At 65.7% G+C, this 15,466-nt stretch carries 12 protein-coding genes and 3 pseudogenes; 11 read left to right on the top strand and 4 right to left on the bottom strand.

What is annotated here, in order from left to right:
* The first annotated feature begins 15 nt into the window (after nucleotides 1-15).
* The 4 genes and pseudogenes from GJ630_RS05340 to GJ630_RS05325 all read left to right on the top strand — a co-directional run bounded on the left by GJ630_RS05340 (nucleotide 16) and on the right by GJ630_RS05325 (nucleotide 2,846).
* The gene (locus GJ630_RS05340) at nucleotides 16-798 is read left to right on the top strand and encodes a DUF2797 domain-containing protein (RefSeq protein WP_191449515.1); all 783 of its coding nucleotides are present in this window, start codon (nucleotides 16-18) and stop codon (nucleotides 796-798) included.
* A 77-nt stretch (nucleotides 799-875) separates the two neighbouring features.
* Nucleotides 876-1,892, top strand: coding sequence for a PGF-CTERM sorting domain-containing protein (locus GJ630_RS05335; RefSeq protein ID WP_371727021.1), 1,017 nt, complete (start codon nucleotides 876-878; stop codon nucleotides 1,890-1,892).
* Nucleotides 1,885-2,187: a hypothetical protein gene (locus GJ630_RS05330; RefSeq protein ID WP_008309221.1), complete on the top strand. Its 303-nt coding sequence runs from the start codon at nucleotides 1,885-1,887 to the stop codon at nucleotides 2,185-2,187. Before GJ630_RS05335 ends, GJ630_RS05330 begins: the two co-directional genes overlap by 8 nt.
* A 225-nt stretch (nucleotides 2,188-2,412) precedes the next feature.
* Nucleotides 2,413-2,846: pseudogene (locus GJ630_RS05325) on the top strand (hypothetical protein).
* Between the two features lie 151 nt (nucleotides 2,847-2,997).
* On the opposite strand, the gene GJ630_RS05320 reads toward GJ630_RS05325, so the two are convergent.
* Both GJ630_RS05320 and GJ630_RS05315 read right to left on the bottom strand, forming a co-directional pair.
* A complete protein-coding gene (locus GJ630_RS05320; RefSeq protein WP_191449514.1) occupies nucleotides 2,998-5,244 on the bottom strand; it encodes a PAS domain S-box protein in 2,247 nt (748 codons plus the stop codon).
* Between the two features lie 158 nt (nucleotides 5,245-5,402).
* A pseudogene (locus GJ630_RS05315) lies at nucleotides 5,403-7,021 on the bottom strand (long-chain-fatty-acid--CoA ligase).
* 134 nt (nucleotides 7,022-7,155) lie between these two features.
* Here GJ630_RS05315 and GJ630_RS05310 point away from each other — a divergent pair.
* The 5 genes and pseudogenes from GJ630_RS05310 (at nucleotide 7,156) to GJ630_RS05290 (ending at nucleotide 11,843) form a co-directional block, all read left to right on the top strand.
* Entirely contained in the window at nucleotides 7,156-8,115 is a 960-nt protein-coding gene (locus GJ630_RS05310) for a 1,4-dihydroxy-2-naphthoate polyprenyltransferase (RefSeq protein ID WP_064288037.1), read from the top strand.
* The gene (locus GJ630_RS05305) at nucleotides 8,112-9,158 is read left to right on the top strand and encodes a mandelate racemase/muconate lactonizing enzyme family protein (protein WP_191449513.1); all 1,047 of its coding nucleotides are present in this window, start codon (nucleotides 8,112-8,114) and stop codon (nucleotides 9,156-9,158) included. The genes GJ630_RS05310 and GJ630_RS05305 overlap by 4 nt, the downstream gene beginning before the upstream one ends.
* Nucleotides 9,151-10,676: pseudogene (locus GJ630_RS05300) on the top strand (AMP-binding protein). The gene GJ630_RS05305 and the pseudogene GJ630_RS05300 overlap by 8 nt, the downstream one beginning before the upstream one ends.
* A 51-nt stretch (nucleotides 10,677-10,727) precedes the next feature.
* Entirely contained in the window at nucleotides 10,728-11,465 is a 738-nt protein-coding gene (locus GJ630_RS05295; RefSeq protein WP_371727018.1) for an NRDE family protein, read from the top strand.
* A gap of 27 nt (nucleotides 11,466-11,492) precedes the next feature.
* Nucleotides 11,493-11,843: a hypothetical protein gene (locus GJ630_RS05290; RefSeq protein ID WP_004517952.1), complete on the top strand. Its 351-nt coding sequence runs from the start codon at nucleotides 11,493-11,495 to the stop codon at nucleotides 11,841-11,843.
* Between the two features lie 39 nt (nucleotides 11,844-11,882).
* Here the strand turns inward: GJ630_RS05290 and GJ630_RS05285 are convergent, their stop codons facing one another.
* On the bottom strand, nucleotides 11,883-12,800 hold the full coding sequence (locus tag GJ630_RS05285) for a 1,4-dihydroxy-2-naphthoyl-CoA synthase (RefSeq protein ID WP_191449511.1): 918 nt from the start codon (nucleotides 12,798-12,800) through the stop codon (nucleotides 11,883-11,885).
* A gap of 95 nt (nucleotides 12,801-12,895) precedes the next feature.
* Between GJ630_RS05285 and GJ630_RS05280 the strand changes: the two genes are divergently transcribed.
* Together GJ630_RS05280 and GJ630_RS05275 are read left to right on the top strand one after the other, a co-directional pair.
* Complete coding sequence (locus GJ630_RS05280; RefSeq protein WP_044951827.1) at nucleotides 12,896-13,210, top strand: hypothetical protein; 315 nt, start codon at nucleotides 12,896-12,898, stop codon at nucleotides 13,208-13,210.
* Nucleotides 13,211-13,268: 58 nt separating this feature from the next.
* The gene (locus GJ630_RS05275) at nucleotides 13,269-14,222 is read left to right on the top strand and encodes a J domain-containing protein (RefSeq protein WP_064288033.1); all 954 of its coding nucleotides are present in this window, start codon (nucleotides 13,269-13,271) and stop codon (nucleotides 14,220-14,222) included.
* Between the two features lie 3 nt (nucleotides 14,223-14,225).
* On the opposite strand, the gene menD is transcribed toward GJ630_RS05275, so the two are convergent.
* Nucleotides 14,226-15,466, bottom strand: a 1,241-nt coding sequence (gene menD, locus GJ630_RS05270) for a 2-succinyl-5-enolpyruvyl-6-hydroxy-3-cyclohexene-1-carboxylate synthase (RefSeq protein WP_191449510.1), incomplete at its 5' end; no start/stop codon positions are given.

Genomic DNA, 15,466 nt, shown 5'->3' with positions numbered 1-15,466 from the left:
CGTCCCGGCAGCCATTTGCGGCTCCGCACCGAACCGCCGGACGTGCAGGTCGTGGGCTACCATGCGCGGGTCGACGAACACGCCGCGCTCCTGTTAGCCGAGGGCGGGAGCGTCACTACTGAGCGACTTGACCCGGGAACCGAACTCTCCTATACGCTCGGGGAGCGCCACTGCGCCGGCGCGGTCGACGGCGACCGACATTTTCACTGCGACAATGACTCTGCGCCGTACTGCCCGGAACACACCGACATCTGGCCGTGTGCCCGCTGTACCGGTGACTGCAACAAGCCCCTCGACACCTGCGACGAGGAACACGCGGTGTATCTGGCGGCGTTCGCGCCGGATGTCATCAAGGTCGGCGTCACCCGCTCCTGGCGGCTGGAAACACGGCTCCGTGAGCAGGGGGCTGACAGGGCCGCCCACCTCCGGACCGTCGCCGACGGCCGTATCGCCCGGCAAGTCGAGGCCGACATCGCCGTTGAGTTGGGAGACCGGGTCAGAGTTCCCACGAAGATATCGGGATTCGACCAGTCCGTCGACACGGACTGGTGGGCGTCGCTCTGTGAGCGCTACGACCCGCTGGCGACCTACGACTTCGAGTACGACCTGTCCCTTTCGGACCGTCCGATGGCCGAAACCCTGGCGACGGGGACTGTCCGGGGGACGAAGGGGCGAGTCGCTGTGCTTGAGAACAACAGCAGCGTCTACGCCGTCGACCTCCGACAGCTCGTCGGCTACGAACTCACAGACGGCGGAACGGACCGCAACCTCCAGTCGAGTCTCGGTGCGTTCAGGTAACACGCGAGACTGGCGTCGCTGTAATCCGTACTTGTCCGTGCAGAAGACATTTAGTGGCGGCTGTTGCCCATCCTCGTGTGCGACGTGAAACCCTCCTGACCGGTGGCGTGGTCGTGGTCGTCCTGACCATGCTCATCGGTGCAACAGCGGTCCCCGGCGCGCTCTCCGAACCACAGGACGACGTTCGCGAGAGCTATCTCGACCTCCGCGAGACGACCATCGAACCGGCGTCGGTCGACGGCCAGACAGTGACGCTCTCTATCGACGCTCGGCTCTCGCACCGCGGCGGTCCCGCCGAGAACGTCACCGTCGAGACGCGGGCCATCGACGCGGACACTGGCCTCGTCGCGACGACGACGCGGCAGTCGGTCGGCACAATCGAAGGGGAACGAGAGGTATCGGTGCGGTCGAACATCACGGTCGAGCGCGCGGGCGGCTATCGCATCGACACAATCGTCTACGAGGACGGGAACCGCGTCGAGACCGGTCAGCAGTCGGTTCAGAACGTCGACGCGCTCACGCCGGCGTACGCCCGCAGTACCGTGACCTTCCAGCGGTTCGAGAACGCCGGCGTCCCGCTCGATTCCATCACCTACCGAATCGACGGCGTCTCGGACAACCGGACGACACTGAACGTCTCAGTGTACGTCACGAACGCCGGCAACGACCCGTCTGATGACCTCTCGCTCCGGCTCCGAGCGCGGCAGGCCGACTCGAACGTCATCGCCGACGAGTCGACCGTGCGGGTCGGCCAGATTCGACCCGGTCGGACTGAGATCGTCAGAACCCAACTGACGGTGCCTGACGGCTACAACTACTGGCTCGACGGTATGCTGCTCTCCGACAGCGTCATCGTCGGGACGGAGAGCTCCCCGGCGAACCTCCATCCGACGGAGCGTCTCCAGGAGAACGAAACCCGACAGGAAGTCGGCTTCCAGTCCAGCGACTTCGAGCAGGACCGCCCCGAAGAACGAGAGATGGACGGACCACAGCAGACCGCGGCCGGGGAAGGTCCCGGCTTCACGGCGCTGATCGGACTGATTGCGGTCCTCGCAAGCGCGCTCCTCATCGCACGGAGACAGACCAATGAGTGATACCTCCAATACCGACACAGTGGCACAGGATATCGACGCGGAGACCGGCGATACTGTTGACGAGTCGGACGACGACTCCGGTCCGGCAATAGCTGTCTACGCGCAGTGGGCAGTGTTCGCTATTCTCACGCTCGTTGCGCTCATCGCGACACTGCAGTTCTACTTCTCCGCGTCGTCGGCGATTGATACGTTCGTCACTGACCGGTATCGACCGCTTTTCAACGCGGCGTTCAACCTCGCCGTGGTGCTCGCCTGTGGCCTCGGCCTCTCGGTACTGGTCCGACGGCTCGCCTGAGCCGGCACCGCCCATATCAAGCGCCCGCAGTCGCCGTTTCAGTGTTCCGAGGTCTCAGGCGAGTTGCAGCGCCATCGCTGATATGAGTCCGGCTAACTGTATCGGGGCGACGAACCCCCCGAAGACAGCGCGATTCTCCGGACCAGCGTCCCCCGCTGGCCGGCCGTTTACGCGGCCTGTCTTCGGACGACAACCCTTTTCAGCGGGCCAACCAAAACCGGGCGTATGGCAGACGATGAACCCGAAAACGCTGACGAATCGGCGGACGCGACCGAGGACGGCGGCGAGGAGAAGTCCTTCCGCGAGCGGGTCGAGGAGATCCGACAGCAGCGCGCCGAGGAGCGCGAAGAAGGCGAGGGCGACGGCGACGAGATGAGCCGCGAAGAGCGCATGGAAGAAATGATGGGCGGTGGCGGCGGCCCCGGCGGTATGGGCGGGGCAACCCCTTCGCGCAGATGATGGGCGGCATGATGGGCGGCGGCCCCGGCGGTCCCGGTCCGGGCGGCCCCGGCGGCATGGGCGGCGGCCCGCCAGGGCAGCACGAGGAATCGGGCGGCAACGACAACGAGGAACTTACCCGTGAGATGCGAAAGCTCCGGGACGAAGTCCACGACATGCGACGCTCGCTCGACCGCATCGCCGACGCGCTCGAAGACTAACGGAACACGACTTGCCGACGTTTTTGCGGACGAACGGGGCAGTGACATCTCCTCAAGATAGATAGCGTCACCCCACCGTCGAACAGTGGCGGGGCGACGACCGGCTCCCAGTGGGTGCCAGCAAGATCCCGACAGGACTCCCCGCCAGTCGCTACATCTCGTCAAACGAGACACCGGTAACCTCGAAGCGTGCACCACCGTCCGCGCTATCGCGAACGTTGATTTCCCAGCCGTGGGCCTCCGCGACCTTCCGGGCGATACTCAGCCCGAACCCGGTCCCCTCCGTGCTCGTCGAGTAGCCGACTTCGAACACGGTGTCTCGGTCGGCTTCGGGGATGCCGGGGCCGTCATCCGCGACGTAGAACCCGTCGTCTACCGCCCCGACCGTCACGGTTACGTCCGCCCCGGCGTGCTCGACCGCGTTCCGAACGAGGTTCTCGAATAGCTGTTTCAGACGGCTCTCGTTTGCCAGGACGGTCCGGTCGATGTCGGTGACGAGCGTGGCATCGGCTGTCTCGACGTTCGTCCAGCAATCTTCCACGAGCGATGCGAGCGCGACCGGTTCGCGGTCGGTCACCGTCTCCCCGTCCTGTGCCAGCGTGAGCAGGTCCGTTATCAGCGTGTCCATCCGCTCGTGTGCCCGCTCGACAGCGGCCAGATGCTCGCTCTCGCACTCCTCGCGTGCTAGTTCCAGTCGTCCCTCGGCGACGGTCAGCGGATTCCGCAGGTCGTGGGAGACGACGCTGGTAAACGCTTCGAGCCGGTCGTTGTGCTGTTCGAGTTCCTGCTGGTGGTCGCGCAACTGTTCGGTCCCTTCGACCTGCTTGAGCGCGCTGGTGACGTGTCCGGCCAGGATCTCACCGAGGACGACGTCCCGCTGGTCGAACGCCGCGGCCGTCTCCGAACCGGCCAGCAGGATTCCGTGCTCGCCGAGCGGGAGATATAGCTCGCTCTTGATCGGCGTGTCCGGGTTGTAGATGTCGGGGTCGGCATGGACGTCATCGACGGCGAGCGCGTCGCCGGACTCGTAGACACGCCACGCGATGCTGCCTCCGGGCGTGAAGGTCGGCAAATCGTCTAGCAGGTCGTATATCGCGTCGGACGCGGCGACCGGTTCGAGGGTCCGGTCGCCCTCGTCGTAGAGGTGGATCGTGTTCGCTTCGAGCCCGAGCACAGTGCACGCCGTGTCGACGCCGATCTCGGCGACTTCCTCGCGTGTGTCTGCCTGAAGGAGGTTCTGTACAGACTCACTGAGAGCTCTGAGGCGGTGTTCGTGTTCCTTCCGTTCAGTAATGTCCTGCTGGAACCCGACGTAGTTGACGACTGTTCCGTCGTCGTCGCGGACTGGGGCGATAGTCACCTGATTCCAGAACATCGTTCCGTCCTTCCGGTAGTTCCGGAGTTCGACCGACACGGGTTCGTCCGCGTCGATGGCCGCTCGCATCGCGTCGACTGGCTCTGACTCGGTCTCCTCACCCTGCAGGAACCGGCAGTTACGGCCGTACACCTCCGACTCCGTGTAGCCGGTCAGTTCCAGAAACTGCCTGTTGGCGTAGGTGATCGGGTTATCATCTTGTTCGGGGCTGGTAATCGTGATCCCGACCGGTGCCTCGTCCATGGCACGTTTGATCCGGGAAAGTTCCTCTTCGCCGTCTCGCTGGTCGGAGATATCCCGGACAGTACAGACCAGTTCACCGCGGTCGGTCCGGGCGAGTACGTGGTCTTCCGTGAACGTGCTCCCGTCGGCACGGAGCCCGGTCGTCGTCCCACTCCAGTACCCAGTTTCATCGACAGTCGGGACGATCTCGTCGTAGATTCGCGGGATGTCCTCCGCCTGATACAGTAGCTCCCAGTGCTCACCGACCATCTCGTCCGGTTCGTAGCCGTAGAGGTCGGCGTAGGCTTCGTTGACGAAAATGAACGTCCCGTCTTCGTCGAGAATGCTGATTCCTTCCTGTGCGGTCTCGATGGCGTCGAGTTGGCGGTTGCGCTCGCGTTTGACGCGCTGTGACTCCACAGCGTTCGTGATTCTGTTCGCGAGCACCGCGTACTGGTCGGTGCCGCTTTGTTTCTGTAGATAGTCGGTGACACCGGCCGAAATCGCATCGCTGGCGATCTCCTCCGAGCCTTTGCCGGTGTAGAGAATGAAGGGGAGCGAACCGTACTCCTCGCGAACGGTTTCGAGGAACTGGATCCCGTTCCGGTCAGGCATGTCGTAGTCGGAGACGACGCAGTCGATGTCGGTGTCGGTCAGGATTTCCAGTCCCGCCGCGACGCTCGTCGCGGCCTGCACGTCCAGCCGGTCGTCCTCGCGTTCGAGAAACGTCGCCGTCATGTCGGCGAATCCCGGCTCGTCGTCGACGTGGAGAATACGCATCGTCCCAGCGATATCAGTCATAACTTTGCCCAGTAGTCACACATTACAGGACGCCGAATTAAAAGACCGTCTCTGTACTCAGAAGGTGACATATCGACGCCGTTAATGGTCAGTCTGGACTATATCTCGTCCCGAAGAATATTACACCTTTCTGATGTTTTTCCGTCTGTTGGCTGTTTCTATCCCTGGCCGACCATCTCGTCCTCGTCTTCCCACTCCTGTTCGCGGAGTTCGTACTTCTGGACTTTCCCGGTCGCTGTCGTGGGTAGTTCCTCGACGAACTCGACGCGGCGGACGACTTTGTAGGTTGCCAGTTCCTCTCGGGTGAAGTTCCGGAGATCCTCGGCCGTCACGCCCGGGTTGTCGGGGTCACCGGAGTTCGGGACGACGAAGGCCTTCGGCGTCTCGCCCCACTCGTCGCTCGGCGCGGGGATAACTGCGACATCGCTGACGGCGTCGTGTTCGTAGAGGGTGTCCTCCAGTTCGATGCTGGAGATGTTCTCGCCGCCGGAGATGATGATGTCCTTCTTGCGGTCGCGGATGGCGATCATCCCGTCCTCGTCGACTGTCGCCAGGTCTCCCATGTGGTAGTAGCCCTCGACGCGGTCGGAGAAGGCCTCCTCCGTCTGTTCGGGCTTGTTCCAGTAGCGGTCCATCACCTGATTGCCGCGGACGACGACTTCCCCGAGCGTCTCGTCGTCATGTGGCACGTCGTTGCCGTCCTCGTCGACGACCCGGACATCGGTCCCGAGGTAGCCGATGCCCTGGCGCTTCTTGACGCTGAAGCGGGCGTCGCTGCCGTCCTCGAAGAAGCGGCGAGCGTCCGAGGTCGTGACGAGCGGGCCGGTTTCGGTCGCGCCGTAGACGTGTTTCAGGTACCAGCCGAAGTCGTCCTCGACGGTTCGGATGACGGCCTCCGGCGGCGCGCTGCCGGCCGTCGCGATGCGCACGTCGTTGGCACCGGTCGTCTCGATCTCCCCGTCATGGTCCTCGTAGCGGTCCGCAAGGATGTTCAGCACCGTCGGCGCGCCACAGAGATAGGAGACGTCCTCGGTCCTGACGGCGTCGAAGATGCCCTCGGCGTCAACGCCGCGGGTACAGACGTGTTTCGCGCCCATGCCGGTAACCGAGAAGATGTGGCCCCAGCCGTTGACGTGGAACATCGGCAGCGTCCAGAGGTACACGTCGTCGTCCGAGATCTCCTGATGGAGCGCGACAATGTACGCGTGGAGCGTCTCCGTCCGGTGGGTCCGGCAGACGCCCTTCGGGTCGCCGGTGGTCCCCGAGGTGTAGTTGATGGTGATGAGGTCGTCCTCGTCCATCTCGGGCCGCTCGTAGTCGGTTCCCGCCTCCTCGATGATTTCGTCGAAGGACTCCCAGTCGCGTCGACGGCATCCGTGTCGTTAGTAACGAAGATGTCGGTGGGCACCTCGTCACGGATCGGCTCGATCTTGTCCGCGTACTCGTAGTCCGCGTAAACGGCGTCGACTTCGGCGTCCGAGAGGATATATTCGAAGTCGTCCGGCACGAGCCGATAGTTCAGCGGCGTGTGGACCGCACCCAGTTGCATGGTCCCGTAGGCCGCTTCGAGCTGGTAGTGCGTGTTCGGGTCCAGCACGGCCACCCGGTCCCCCTTCTCGATGCCACGGGCGGCCATCGCCGCCGAGAACCCGTCGGCTCGCTCCCCGAACTCGTCGTACGTGAAGCGTTCACCGGTCGTGGCGACGACAGCCTCTTTGTCCCCGTAGTATTCCCGCGCACGGTCGAGAAAATCCGTGGTCAGCAGTGGCTTATGCATCTCAGACTATCGTATGGTTAATCATGATAAAGTGGTTGTGATACACCCCTGATCTTGCTGTCACGCGACGGGTCATATTTCGGGTATCGGTCGAACCGCAGTCGCTTTGGGGATAGCGTCCCCAGATTTCACCAATGAGTACAGCGACGGCGGACGTCTCGAAGCGGCAGGCGTGGGTGATGGCCGCGCGGCCACAGACACTACCTGCCGGGGCCGCGCCGGTCATCGTCGGGATGGGGCTGGCAGTCCACGCCGGCGTCTTCGCTCCATTGCCGGCGGTCGCAGCGCTGGTGGGCGCGCTGCTCATCCAGATAGGTACGAACTTCGCGAACGACTACTACGACGCGGTGAAGGGGGCCGACACCGACGAGCGCGAGGGGTTTACCCGCGTGACCGCTGGCGGTCTCATCGACGCCGACGAAGTCAAACGAGCGATGATCGCGACCTACGGGCTCGCCGTCGTCATCGGTGTTTATCTCGTCGCCGTCGGCGGCCTTCCCATCGTCGTCGTCGGCCTCTCGGGTATCGCCGCCGGGATTCTCTACACCGGCGGTCCGTTCCCCTACGGCTACCGCGGTCTGGGTGATCTGTTCGTGTTCGTCTACTTCGGCCTCGTCGCTGTTACCGGCACGTACTACGTGCAGGCCGTTGCGAGCGCAAGCGGCGTCGGCACGTTCCCGATGACGCTTCCGGCGGGGTCGGTCACTGCCGCCGCCATTACAGCGAGTCTCCCGGCGGCCGGCCTGTCGACCGCGATTCTCGTCGTCAACAACATCCGCGACCGGGAGACGGACCGCGCCACGGGCAAGAAGACGCTGGCCGTCTATCTGGGCTACGGGTGGAGCCGCGTCGAGTTCCTCCTGATGGTCGGGATGGCCTACGTCGTCCCGGTCGTGTTCGCCCTCGACAGCCGATACGGTCTGCCCGCACTGGCCCCGCTGCTGACCCTCCCACTGGCGGCGACTATTTCGAAGACAGTCCTCACACAGACCGACGGCGAGGCACTGAATCCGACACTCGAACGGGTCGGGCAGACACTCTTTGTCCACTCCGTCCTGTTCGCGCTGGGACTCGCCGTCCCACAGCTACTATGAAGGTCGACCCGTTCTCGCTCCCGCTGTCGAGTCCGCTCGCCACCGCCCGCGAGACCATCAGCCAGCGCTCGGGGTTCGTCGTCCGCTACGACCACCGCGGCGAAACCGGCGTCGGCGAAGCCACGCCGCTTCCGGGCTGGACTGAGTCCGTCGACGACTGTCGGCGCGGGCTCAACGACGCTGCCACGGTTGCAATTGACGGCGGCCACACCGACATTCTCCTGTCGCTGGACGCCGCGTCCGTCCCCGCCGCCCGACACGGCTTTGCGACCGCGCTACTGGACGCCGACGCCAGAGCCGACGGCGTGCCGCTGTACCAGTGGTTCGAGCCCGACAGGCGATGCGACCGGGTCCCGGTCAACGCGACGGTCGGCGACGGGTCACCGGCCGAGACAGCCGACGCCGTCGAGCAGGCGGTCGAGGCCGGCTACGACTGCTGTAAGCTCAAAGTGGGAAAGCACACCGTTGATGAAGATGTCGCGCGCGTTCGGGCCGTCCGTGAGCGCGTGGGCGACGACGTGACGCTTCGCGCCGACGCCAACGGCGCGTGGTCCCGCAAGGAGGCCGCTAACGCCTTCGACCGGCTCGCACCGCTGGACGTGGCCTACGTTGAACAGCCACTCCCGGCCGATGACCTCACGGGACACGCCGGGCTTCGAGGCAACGGGGTCGGCGTTGCGCTCGACGAGTCCCTCGTCGACCGCCGGGTCGACAGCGTCCTCGATGCCGACGCAGCCGACGTGCTGATACTGAAGCCGATGGTGCTGGGCGGCCCCGGCAACGCCCACACGCTGGCACTCCGGGCACGCGAACAGGGTGTCGAGCCGGTCGTCACGACGACCATCGACGCCGTCGTTGCCCGCCTTGCGGCGCTGCACGTCGCCGCCGCGATTCCCGACGTGGCCGCGTGCGGTCTGGCGACCGGCGACCGACTGGCGGCCGACCTCGCGACGGACCCGACGACAGTAACGGATGGTGCGATGTCGGTCCCCCAGTCGACCGGTCTGGGAATCGATCCGACAGAGGTGGGGACCGATGCGTGACCCCCTCAATTGGCCGACACAGGACCTCGTAACGCACCGCGCCGACACGACACCCGACCGAACGGCGATGGTCGCGGCGGCCTCCGGGAACGCGGTCACCTACCGGAAACTCGATGCTGCCGTCGATGCGGTGGCTGCCGAACTCGACCGGCGGGTCGACGCCCCGGACGCCACCGTCGCGACGCTCCTGCCGACACGGCCGCAGTCGGGACGCTCCTGTTTGCGGCGATGCGACTGGGGGCGACACTCGCGCCGCTGAACGTCGAACTCGACGCGGCGACGCTCCAAAGCCAGCTCTCGACAGTTGACGCGGACCTGCTGGTCTGTGGAGACGGCACCGCGTCGCTGGCGGCCGACATCGACGGCTGTCCCACCGTTTCGGTCGACAGGGAACTGTCAGCGGCTGCCGTCGCCGACGAGACAGCAGCGGCGGGTTCGGCTGGTGAAACAGCCACCGACGTGACCCCGGCACCCCTCTCCCGCACGGACACCCAGCTGGTCATCTTCACCTCGGGGACGACCAGCGAGCCGAAAGGCGTCCGACTGACCGTCGGCAACCTCGTCGCTAGCGCCGTCGCGTCGTCGTACCGCCTCGGCGTGCTTCCGGATGACCGCTGGCTGGTCTGCTTACCGACCTACCACATGGGCGGGCTGGCTCCGTTCGTCCGAAGCGCGCTGTATGGCACCGCCGTTGTCGTTCAGCGGTCGTTCGACGCCGAAACGACACAGCAGGTCATCGCCGACCGGGCGGTAACGGGCGTCTCGCTGGTGCCGACGATGCTCTCGCGGCTGCTGGACGCTGGCTGGGAACCGCCGTCTTCGCTCCGCTTCGTCCTGCTCGGTGGCGGGCCGGCCAGCGAGAGCCTCATCGAGCGATGTCGGGAGCGGGGCGTTCCTGTCTGTCCGACCTACGGGATGACCGAGACGGCGTCCCAGATAGCGACAGCACGGCCTGAAACAGCATTCGAGCGGTCCGGAACCGTCGGCCAGCCGCTCGTTTTCACTGACGTAACGGTCGTCGCGGACGGCGAACCCTGCGACTCCGGCGAGCGAGGAGAAATCGTCGTCGACGGCCCGACGGTGACACCGGGCTACCTGAACGGCGACGGCGGCGCGTTCGGCGACCACGGCTTCCGGACCGGCGACATCGGTTACCGGGACGCGGACGGCCACCTCTGGGTCGAGGGCCGCGTCGACGACCAGATCGTGACCGGCGGGGAGAACGTCGACGCGAGCACGGTCGCCGCGGCGATTCGTGACCATTCAGCAGTTGCCGAAGCTGCCGTCGTGGGGCTCTCCGACGAGGAATGGGGCCAGCGCGTCGCCGCGCTGGTCGTCGGGGACATCTCGCCCGCGGCGGTTCGCGACCACTGCGCCGAGCGACTCGCGCCGTACGAAGTCCCGAAGACGGTTCGGATTGCCGACGCGCTTCCGCGGACGGCGTCCGGGACTGTCGACCGGTCCGCCGTTCGGTCGCTTCTTTCCGAGGATGACGAACCGAGCGACTCGATCCGGTAGTTCGGGATGCCGAGCCAAGCGGTTTTCTACGTCCGCAGTTTATGCAGTCCCGTGTGTACAATCGTCCTCGCGTGGCAGGTCTTCGACGGCACGCCGGTCGCGGTCGCGGCGAACCGCGACGAGCGGCTTGAAAGGCCATCGCAGCCGCCACAACAGCGCCACTGGGGGAGTCACGTCGTCGCGCCGGCCGACGAGGAGGCCGACGGGACGTGGATCGGCTACAACGAGCAGGGGCTGCTGGCGGCGGTGACGAACCGCTGGGTCGACGCCGACCTGGCCGGCGAGCGCTCGCGCGGGCTCCTCGTCCGGGACACGCTGAGTCACGAGAGCGCGGAGTCCGCTGCCCGCGCCGTCGAACAGGCGACCAGGGACGCCGAGTATTCGGGTTTCAATCTCCTGCTAGCCGACGAGAACGCCGCCGTCCTGCTAGAATGGGACGGCCAACTCGCAGTCCGGAACTTCCAGCCCGGCGTCCACGTCGTCGTCAACGTCGGGGCGGACGGCGACTACCGGATTCCGGCCCATCGGCCCGACGCGGGCGAGGAGCAAGCGAACAACGCGACGCGGTTGCGCGAGGCGCTGGTTCCGGAGCCCTGTGAATCCGCCGGCGAATGGATTGACCGGGCAGGCGAAACCATCAGCGACCACGAGTACGGCGTCTGCGTCCACGGTGACGGATTTGGGACGCGGTCGTCGTCGCTCATCACGCTGGGTGCCGACAGGGAGTACCGGTACGCAGATGGGCCACCGTGCCGGACGCCCTACCGCCCGGTCGAAGGTCAGATTTAAGCGGCCGACTCACGGTGTACACAATACATGAGTTCAGCAGCGTCGGAGGCGGACCTTTCTGACGGCGAGCGGGCCGGGCTCGAACTGATTCGGGAGTCCGGTGGCATCCACCAGAGCGACTTCTGGAAGGAACTCGACGTCTCCTCGCGGAAGGGGAGTCGCATCGTCGAGTCCCTGTTCGAGAAGGACCTCATCCAGCGCGAGGAGACGGTGTACGAGGGGCACAACACGTACTACCTGACGCCCGCGGCCCGCGACCTCGACTTCTCGCTTCTGATGGCCGGTGACCAGCTCTCGCCGTTCATCGGCGACGAAGAGGTGGACCCCCACGACGACACCTTCTCGCAGTGGGTCATGACCCTCGCCTACGAGGACTGACCGTCGCTGGCGGTATCGTCCCGAAACTGCCCGCGCCCGTTAGTAGTGCCACGGCACGTCGTCGAAATCCGGCTTGCGCCCTTCGTTGAACGCGTCCCGTCCTTCCTGGGCCTCGTCGGTCATGTACGCCAACCGCGTCGCCTCGCCGGCGAACACCTGCTGGCCGACCATCCCGTCGGAGTCGAGATTGAACGCGTATTTCAGCATCCGCATCGCCGTCGGTGACTTCTCGTTCATCCGCTTGGCCCATTCGATGGCGGTGTCTTCCAGGTCCTCGTGGGGCACCACGTCGTTGACCATTCCCATGTCAGCGGCTTCGTCGGCATCGTAGGTCTTGCCGAGGAAGAACACTTCCCGGGCCTTCTTTTGGCCGACTTGCCGAGCGAGATACGCCGAGCCGAAGCCGCCGTCGAAGCTCCCCACGTCGGGGTCCGTCTGGAGGAACTTCGCGTGCTCCTCGCTGGCGAGCGTGAGGTCACAGACGACGTGCAGCGAGTGGCCGCCGCCGACGGCCCACCCCGGGACGACGGCGACGACGGGCTTTGGGATGTGGCGGATCTGACGCTGGACTTCGAGAATGTGGAGGCGGCCGACGTTCTCTGGCGCGTCGTCTGCCACGCCGTCGCTCTCATCTGTTTCTTCGGACCCGCTGTACTCGTAGCCACTTTCACCCCGAATGCTCTGGTCCCCGCCGGCACAGAACGCCCAGCCGCCGTCCTTCTCTGAGGGGCCGTTCCCGGTCAGGAGGACACAGCCCACGTCAGTCTGGCGCTTGGCGTGATCCAGTGCCGTCGCGAGTTCGTCGACCGTCTCCGGGCGGAAGGCGTTGCGCTTCCCCGGTCGGTCGAAGGCGATACGCACCGCGCCCGTGTCGGTCGAGCGGTGATAGGTGATGTCGGCGAAGTCGAACCGGTCGATGGCCGTCCACCGCTCCGGGTCGAATATTTCAGAGACCATACCGTGGCTCGGGACGGCCCTCGCAAAAAGATTCCTCGTACGTGCTACCACAGCGGAGGAAACCCTTTGGTGTCGCGCACCTGAACCGACTAGCGATGCCCTCCACATCGAACAAGAAAGCAATGGTGGGGATACTCGCGGGCCTCTCCATCGTTGTTGTCCTGTACAGTCTCATCATCGTCCAGCAGATTCTGCTCGGACTGATCGTGGCTGTGGTCCCCTGGCTCCTGTATCTGGTCGTACGGTTCATTCTCACGCTTGAACGGATCGCGACGGCGTTGGAACGACTTGCGACAGCGCGCGCCCGTGAGTCGGAGTCGGCTGGGTCTGGATCCGCTGGAGACTACCAGCGACCGTCCGAGTCGTACGAACGCGGTACGGAGACCGAAGGGGGCGTCGAGAACGAGTGATTGAGTGCGGTAGCTGGCAGCGAACGTCGGTCGCGCGCTTACAGGTGTTACGCCCGGCATGACGGAGACGTTCTACGAGGTACTGGGCGTTTCAACCGACGCCTCGACGGCGGCTATCGAAGCGGCGTACCGGGAGCGGCTGAAGGAAACCCATCCCGACGTGAGCGACGCGGCCGACGCCGGCGAGGCGACACAGCGACTCATCGAAGCCCGCGACGTACTCACCGACGAGGACGAGCGGGCGCGATACGACCGGGTGGGTCACGACGCCTACGTCGCGGGCGAGAGCGATATAGCGGACGGCGGCGGCAGTGACGCGGCCGAAGCGGCACGGCGCGCGGGCTACGACGGGTCTGCGTCGGCCGGCGACCGGGCCGAAGCGAGCACTGACCGCAGTACATCTCGGACGAGCGCCCGGGAGCGGGCACGCCGCGAACGGGCCGCCAGGGACCGCGTCGCAGAGGACAGACACGAGCGCTCGACGGACGACACCGAGGCGTCGTCGAGCGACGACAAATCGAGCGAAACGACCAGCGAGACGGCGACAGCGTCTGAGTCAGATTCGGGCTGGCAATCCGGAACCACCGCGACCAGTGGCTTCAGCGACAACGCCGGCGGCGGTGCCACCTGGAGTTCGTCGTCCGCGTACTCTGTCCGCCAGACCGACACTCCCTCCCGCGGATCGCTTTTGGAGAAGCCAACCGGCCGGGGGCTGACACTATTTGCCATTACCTTTGCGCTCTATCCGGTGATGCTGTTCAGCGCGCTGCTCCCGGCGTTCCCGCTGTGGGTCAACCTGACAATCGGGGTCTGTACCCTTTTCATGATCGGCTATCTCCAGTCCGAGCCCACTATCGCGATCATGGTATTCGGGAGCTGGAGCCTGACGACGACGGTGCTGCTGGTCACGCTGAACATCAGCGCGTTCTCGCTCATCGGGGCGCTCGCGCTGTCTGGGACGTGGCTCCCGTTCGGACTGTCGCTGTTGACGGCGTCCGTGTTGCGGCTCTGAAAATCAGTCGCCAGCGAGGGTTTCGGCGACCTGTTCGGCAAGCCGGTCTCTGACCGCGTGGCTGTCGCCCGCGTCGAACTGGACCTCGATGACTTGTGTTCCATCGGCCCGGACCGACTCGGCGAACCGCTCGCGGAACTGCCGGCGGTCGGCCACCCGCTCGAACTCCAGCGAGTAGAGCGCCTCCGTCGGCTCGAAATCGAGCCCGTGTGGCGTTCGGAACTGGTCCTCGAAGGTGGGGTGGTCATCGATTGGGAGCATGTGGAAGATGCCGCCGCCGTCGTTGTTGATGAGGACGACCGTCGCGTCCACCGCACAGCGACCGAGCGCGAGGAGGCCGTTCATGTCGTGGTAGTACGCCAGGTCGCCGGTGACGAGCACGAGCGGGTCCGCCGTCGCGCTGCCGGCCCCGAGCGCCGTCGAGGTGATGCCGTCGATCCCGCTCGCCCCGCGGTTTCCAAGCACGGTCAGGTCGGCGTCACGGGGCCGGCCGAACCGGTCCATGTCCCGTATCGGCATACTGTTGGAGACAAACAGCGTGGCCGGGTCCGGGGCCAGCGCGGCCACGTCAGAGAGGACGCCGCCTTCCCAGTAGGTTTCCGCGGTGGTATCGTCAACGGCGTCCCAGTGAACTCGTTCCGCCCTGGCGAACTGTTCGCGCCACGACGCTGCAACGCCATCCAGTGTCTCGCCCGCGAGCGCATCCGCGGTGGCGTCGGGGTCGGCAACGAGCAGGTCCGTCGCCGTGAATTCGGCCTCCGACCAGCCGCCGGTCGGGTCGACGAGGAACTGCCGGCAGTCGGCGTCCCGGAGGTACTGCCGCAGCGGCTTCGAGGTCGGCGACGCGCCGAAGCGGACGACGACATCAGGGTCACCCCACTGCTCAACGCTATCGCTGCCGAGATAGCCGTCGTAGCCGCCACAGACCGGCACGTCGAGTCGGTCGACGTGGGGACCGAACCGCAGGTCCGACAGCGGGTCCGCCAGGACCGGAAAACCAGTGGCAGATGCCAGTCGTTCCAATGAGTCGGCACTGAGTCCCTGGTCGGCCGGCCCGGCGACGATGAGGCCCCGTTCGGCGGCCCGGAGTGCGTCTTGAACGCGGTCCACCGTCCCCTCGTCCGGCACGGCGACGCCCTCGCTCGTCGTGACGAACGGGCCGTCCCGGCCGGTTTCGGCCGCGTCGTCGCCCCCCGCCCAGTCGTCCGGGACACCCGCCGGGTCGTCATCCGGCACCGGCGTCG

The organism is Haloarcula sp. CBA1122 (assembly GCF_009741785.1).
GTDB lineage: Archaea > Halobacteriota > Halobacteria > Halobacteriales > Haloarculaceae > Haloarcula > Haloarcula hispanica.
Note: the sequence above shows the minus strand (reverse complement) of the source record. Positions and strands in the feature narration are given on the sequence as shown.

What these genes read in the sequence shown, in the direction of transcription:
- GJ630_RS05280 (WP_044951827.1), top strand. Translation starts at nt 12,896, where the DNA reads ATGCCCTCCACATCGAACAAGAAAGCAATGGTGGGGATACTCGCGGGC.
- GJ630_RS05305 (WP_191449513.1), top strand. Translation starts at nt 8,112, where the DNA reads ATGAAGGTCGACCCGTTCTCGCTCCCGCTGTCGAGTCCGCTCGCCACC.
- GJ630_RS05310 (WP_064288037.1), top strand. Translation starts at nt 7,156, where the DNA reads ATGAGTACAGCGACGGCGGACGTCTCGAAGCGGCAGGCGTGGGTGATG.
- GJ630_RS05290 (WP_004517952.1), top strand. Translation starts at nt 11,493, where the DNA reads ATGAGTTCAGCAGCGTCGGAGGCGGACCTTTCTGACGGCGAGCGGGCC.
- GJ630_RS05330 (WP_008309221.1), top strand. Translation starts at nt 1,885, where the DNA reads ATGAGTGATACCTCCAATACCGACACAGTGGCACAGGATATCGACGCG.
- GJ630_RS05285 (WP_191449511.1), bottom strand. Translation starts at nt 12,800, where the DNA reads ATGGTCTCTGAAATATTCGACCCGGAGCGGTGGACGGCCATCGACCGG.
- GJ630_RS05320 (WP_191449514.1), bottom strand. Translation starts at nt 5,244, where the DNA reads ATGACTGATATCGCTGGGACGATGCGTATTCTCCACGTCGACGACGAG.
- GJ630_RS05275 (WP_064288033.1), top strand. Translation starts at nt 13,269, where the DNA reads ATGACGGAGACGTTCTACGAGGTACTGGGCGTTTCAACCGACGCCTCG.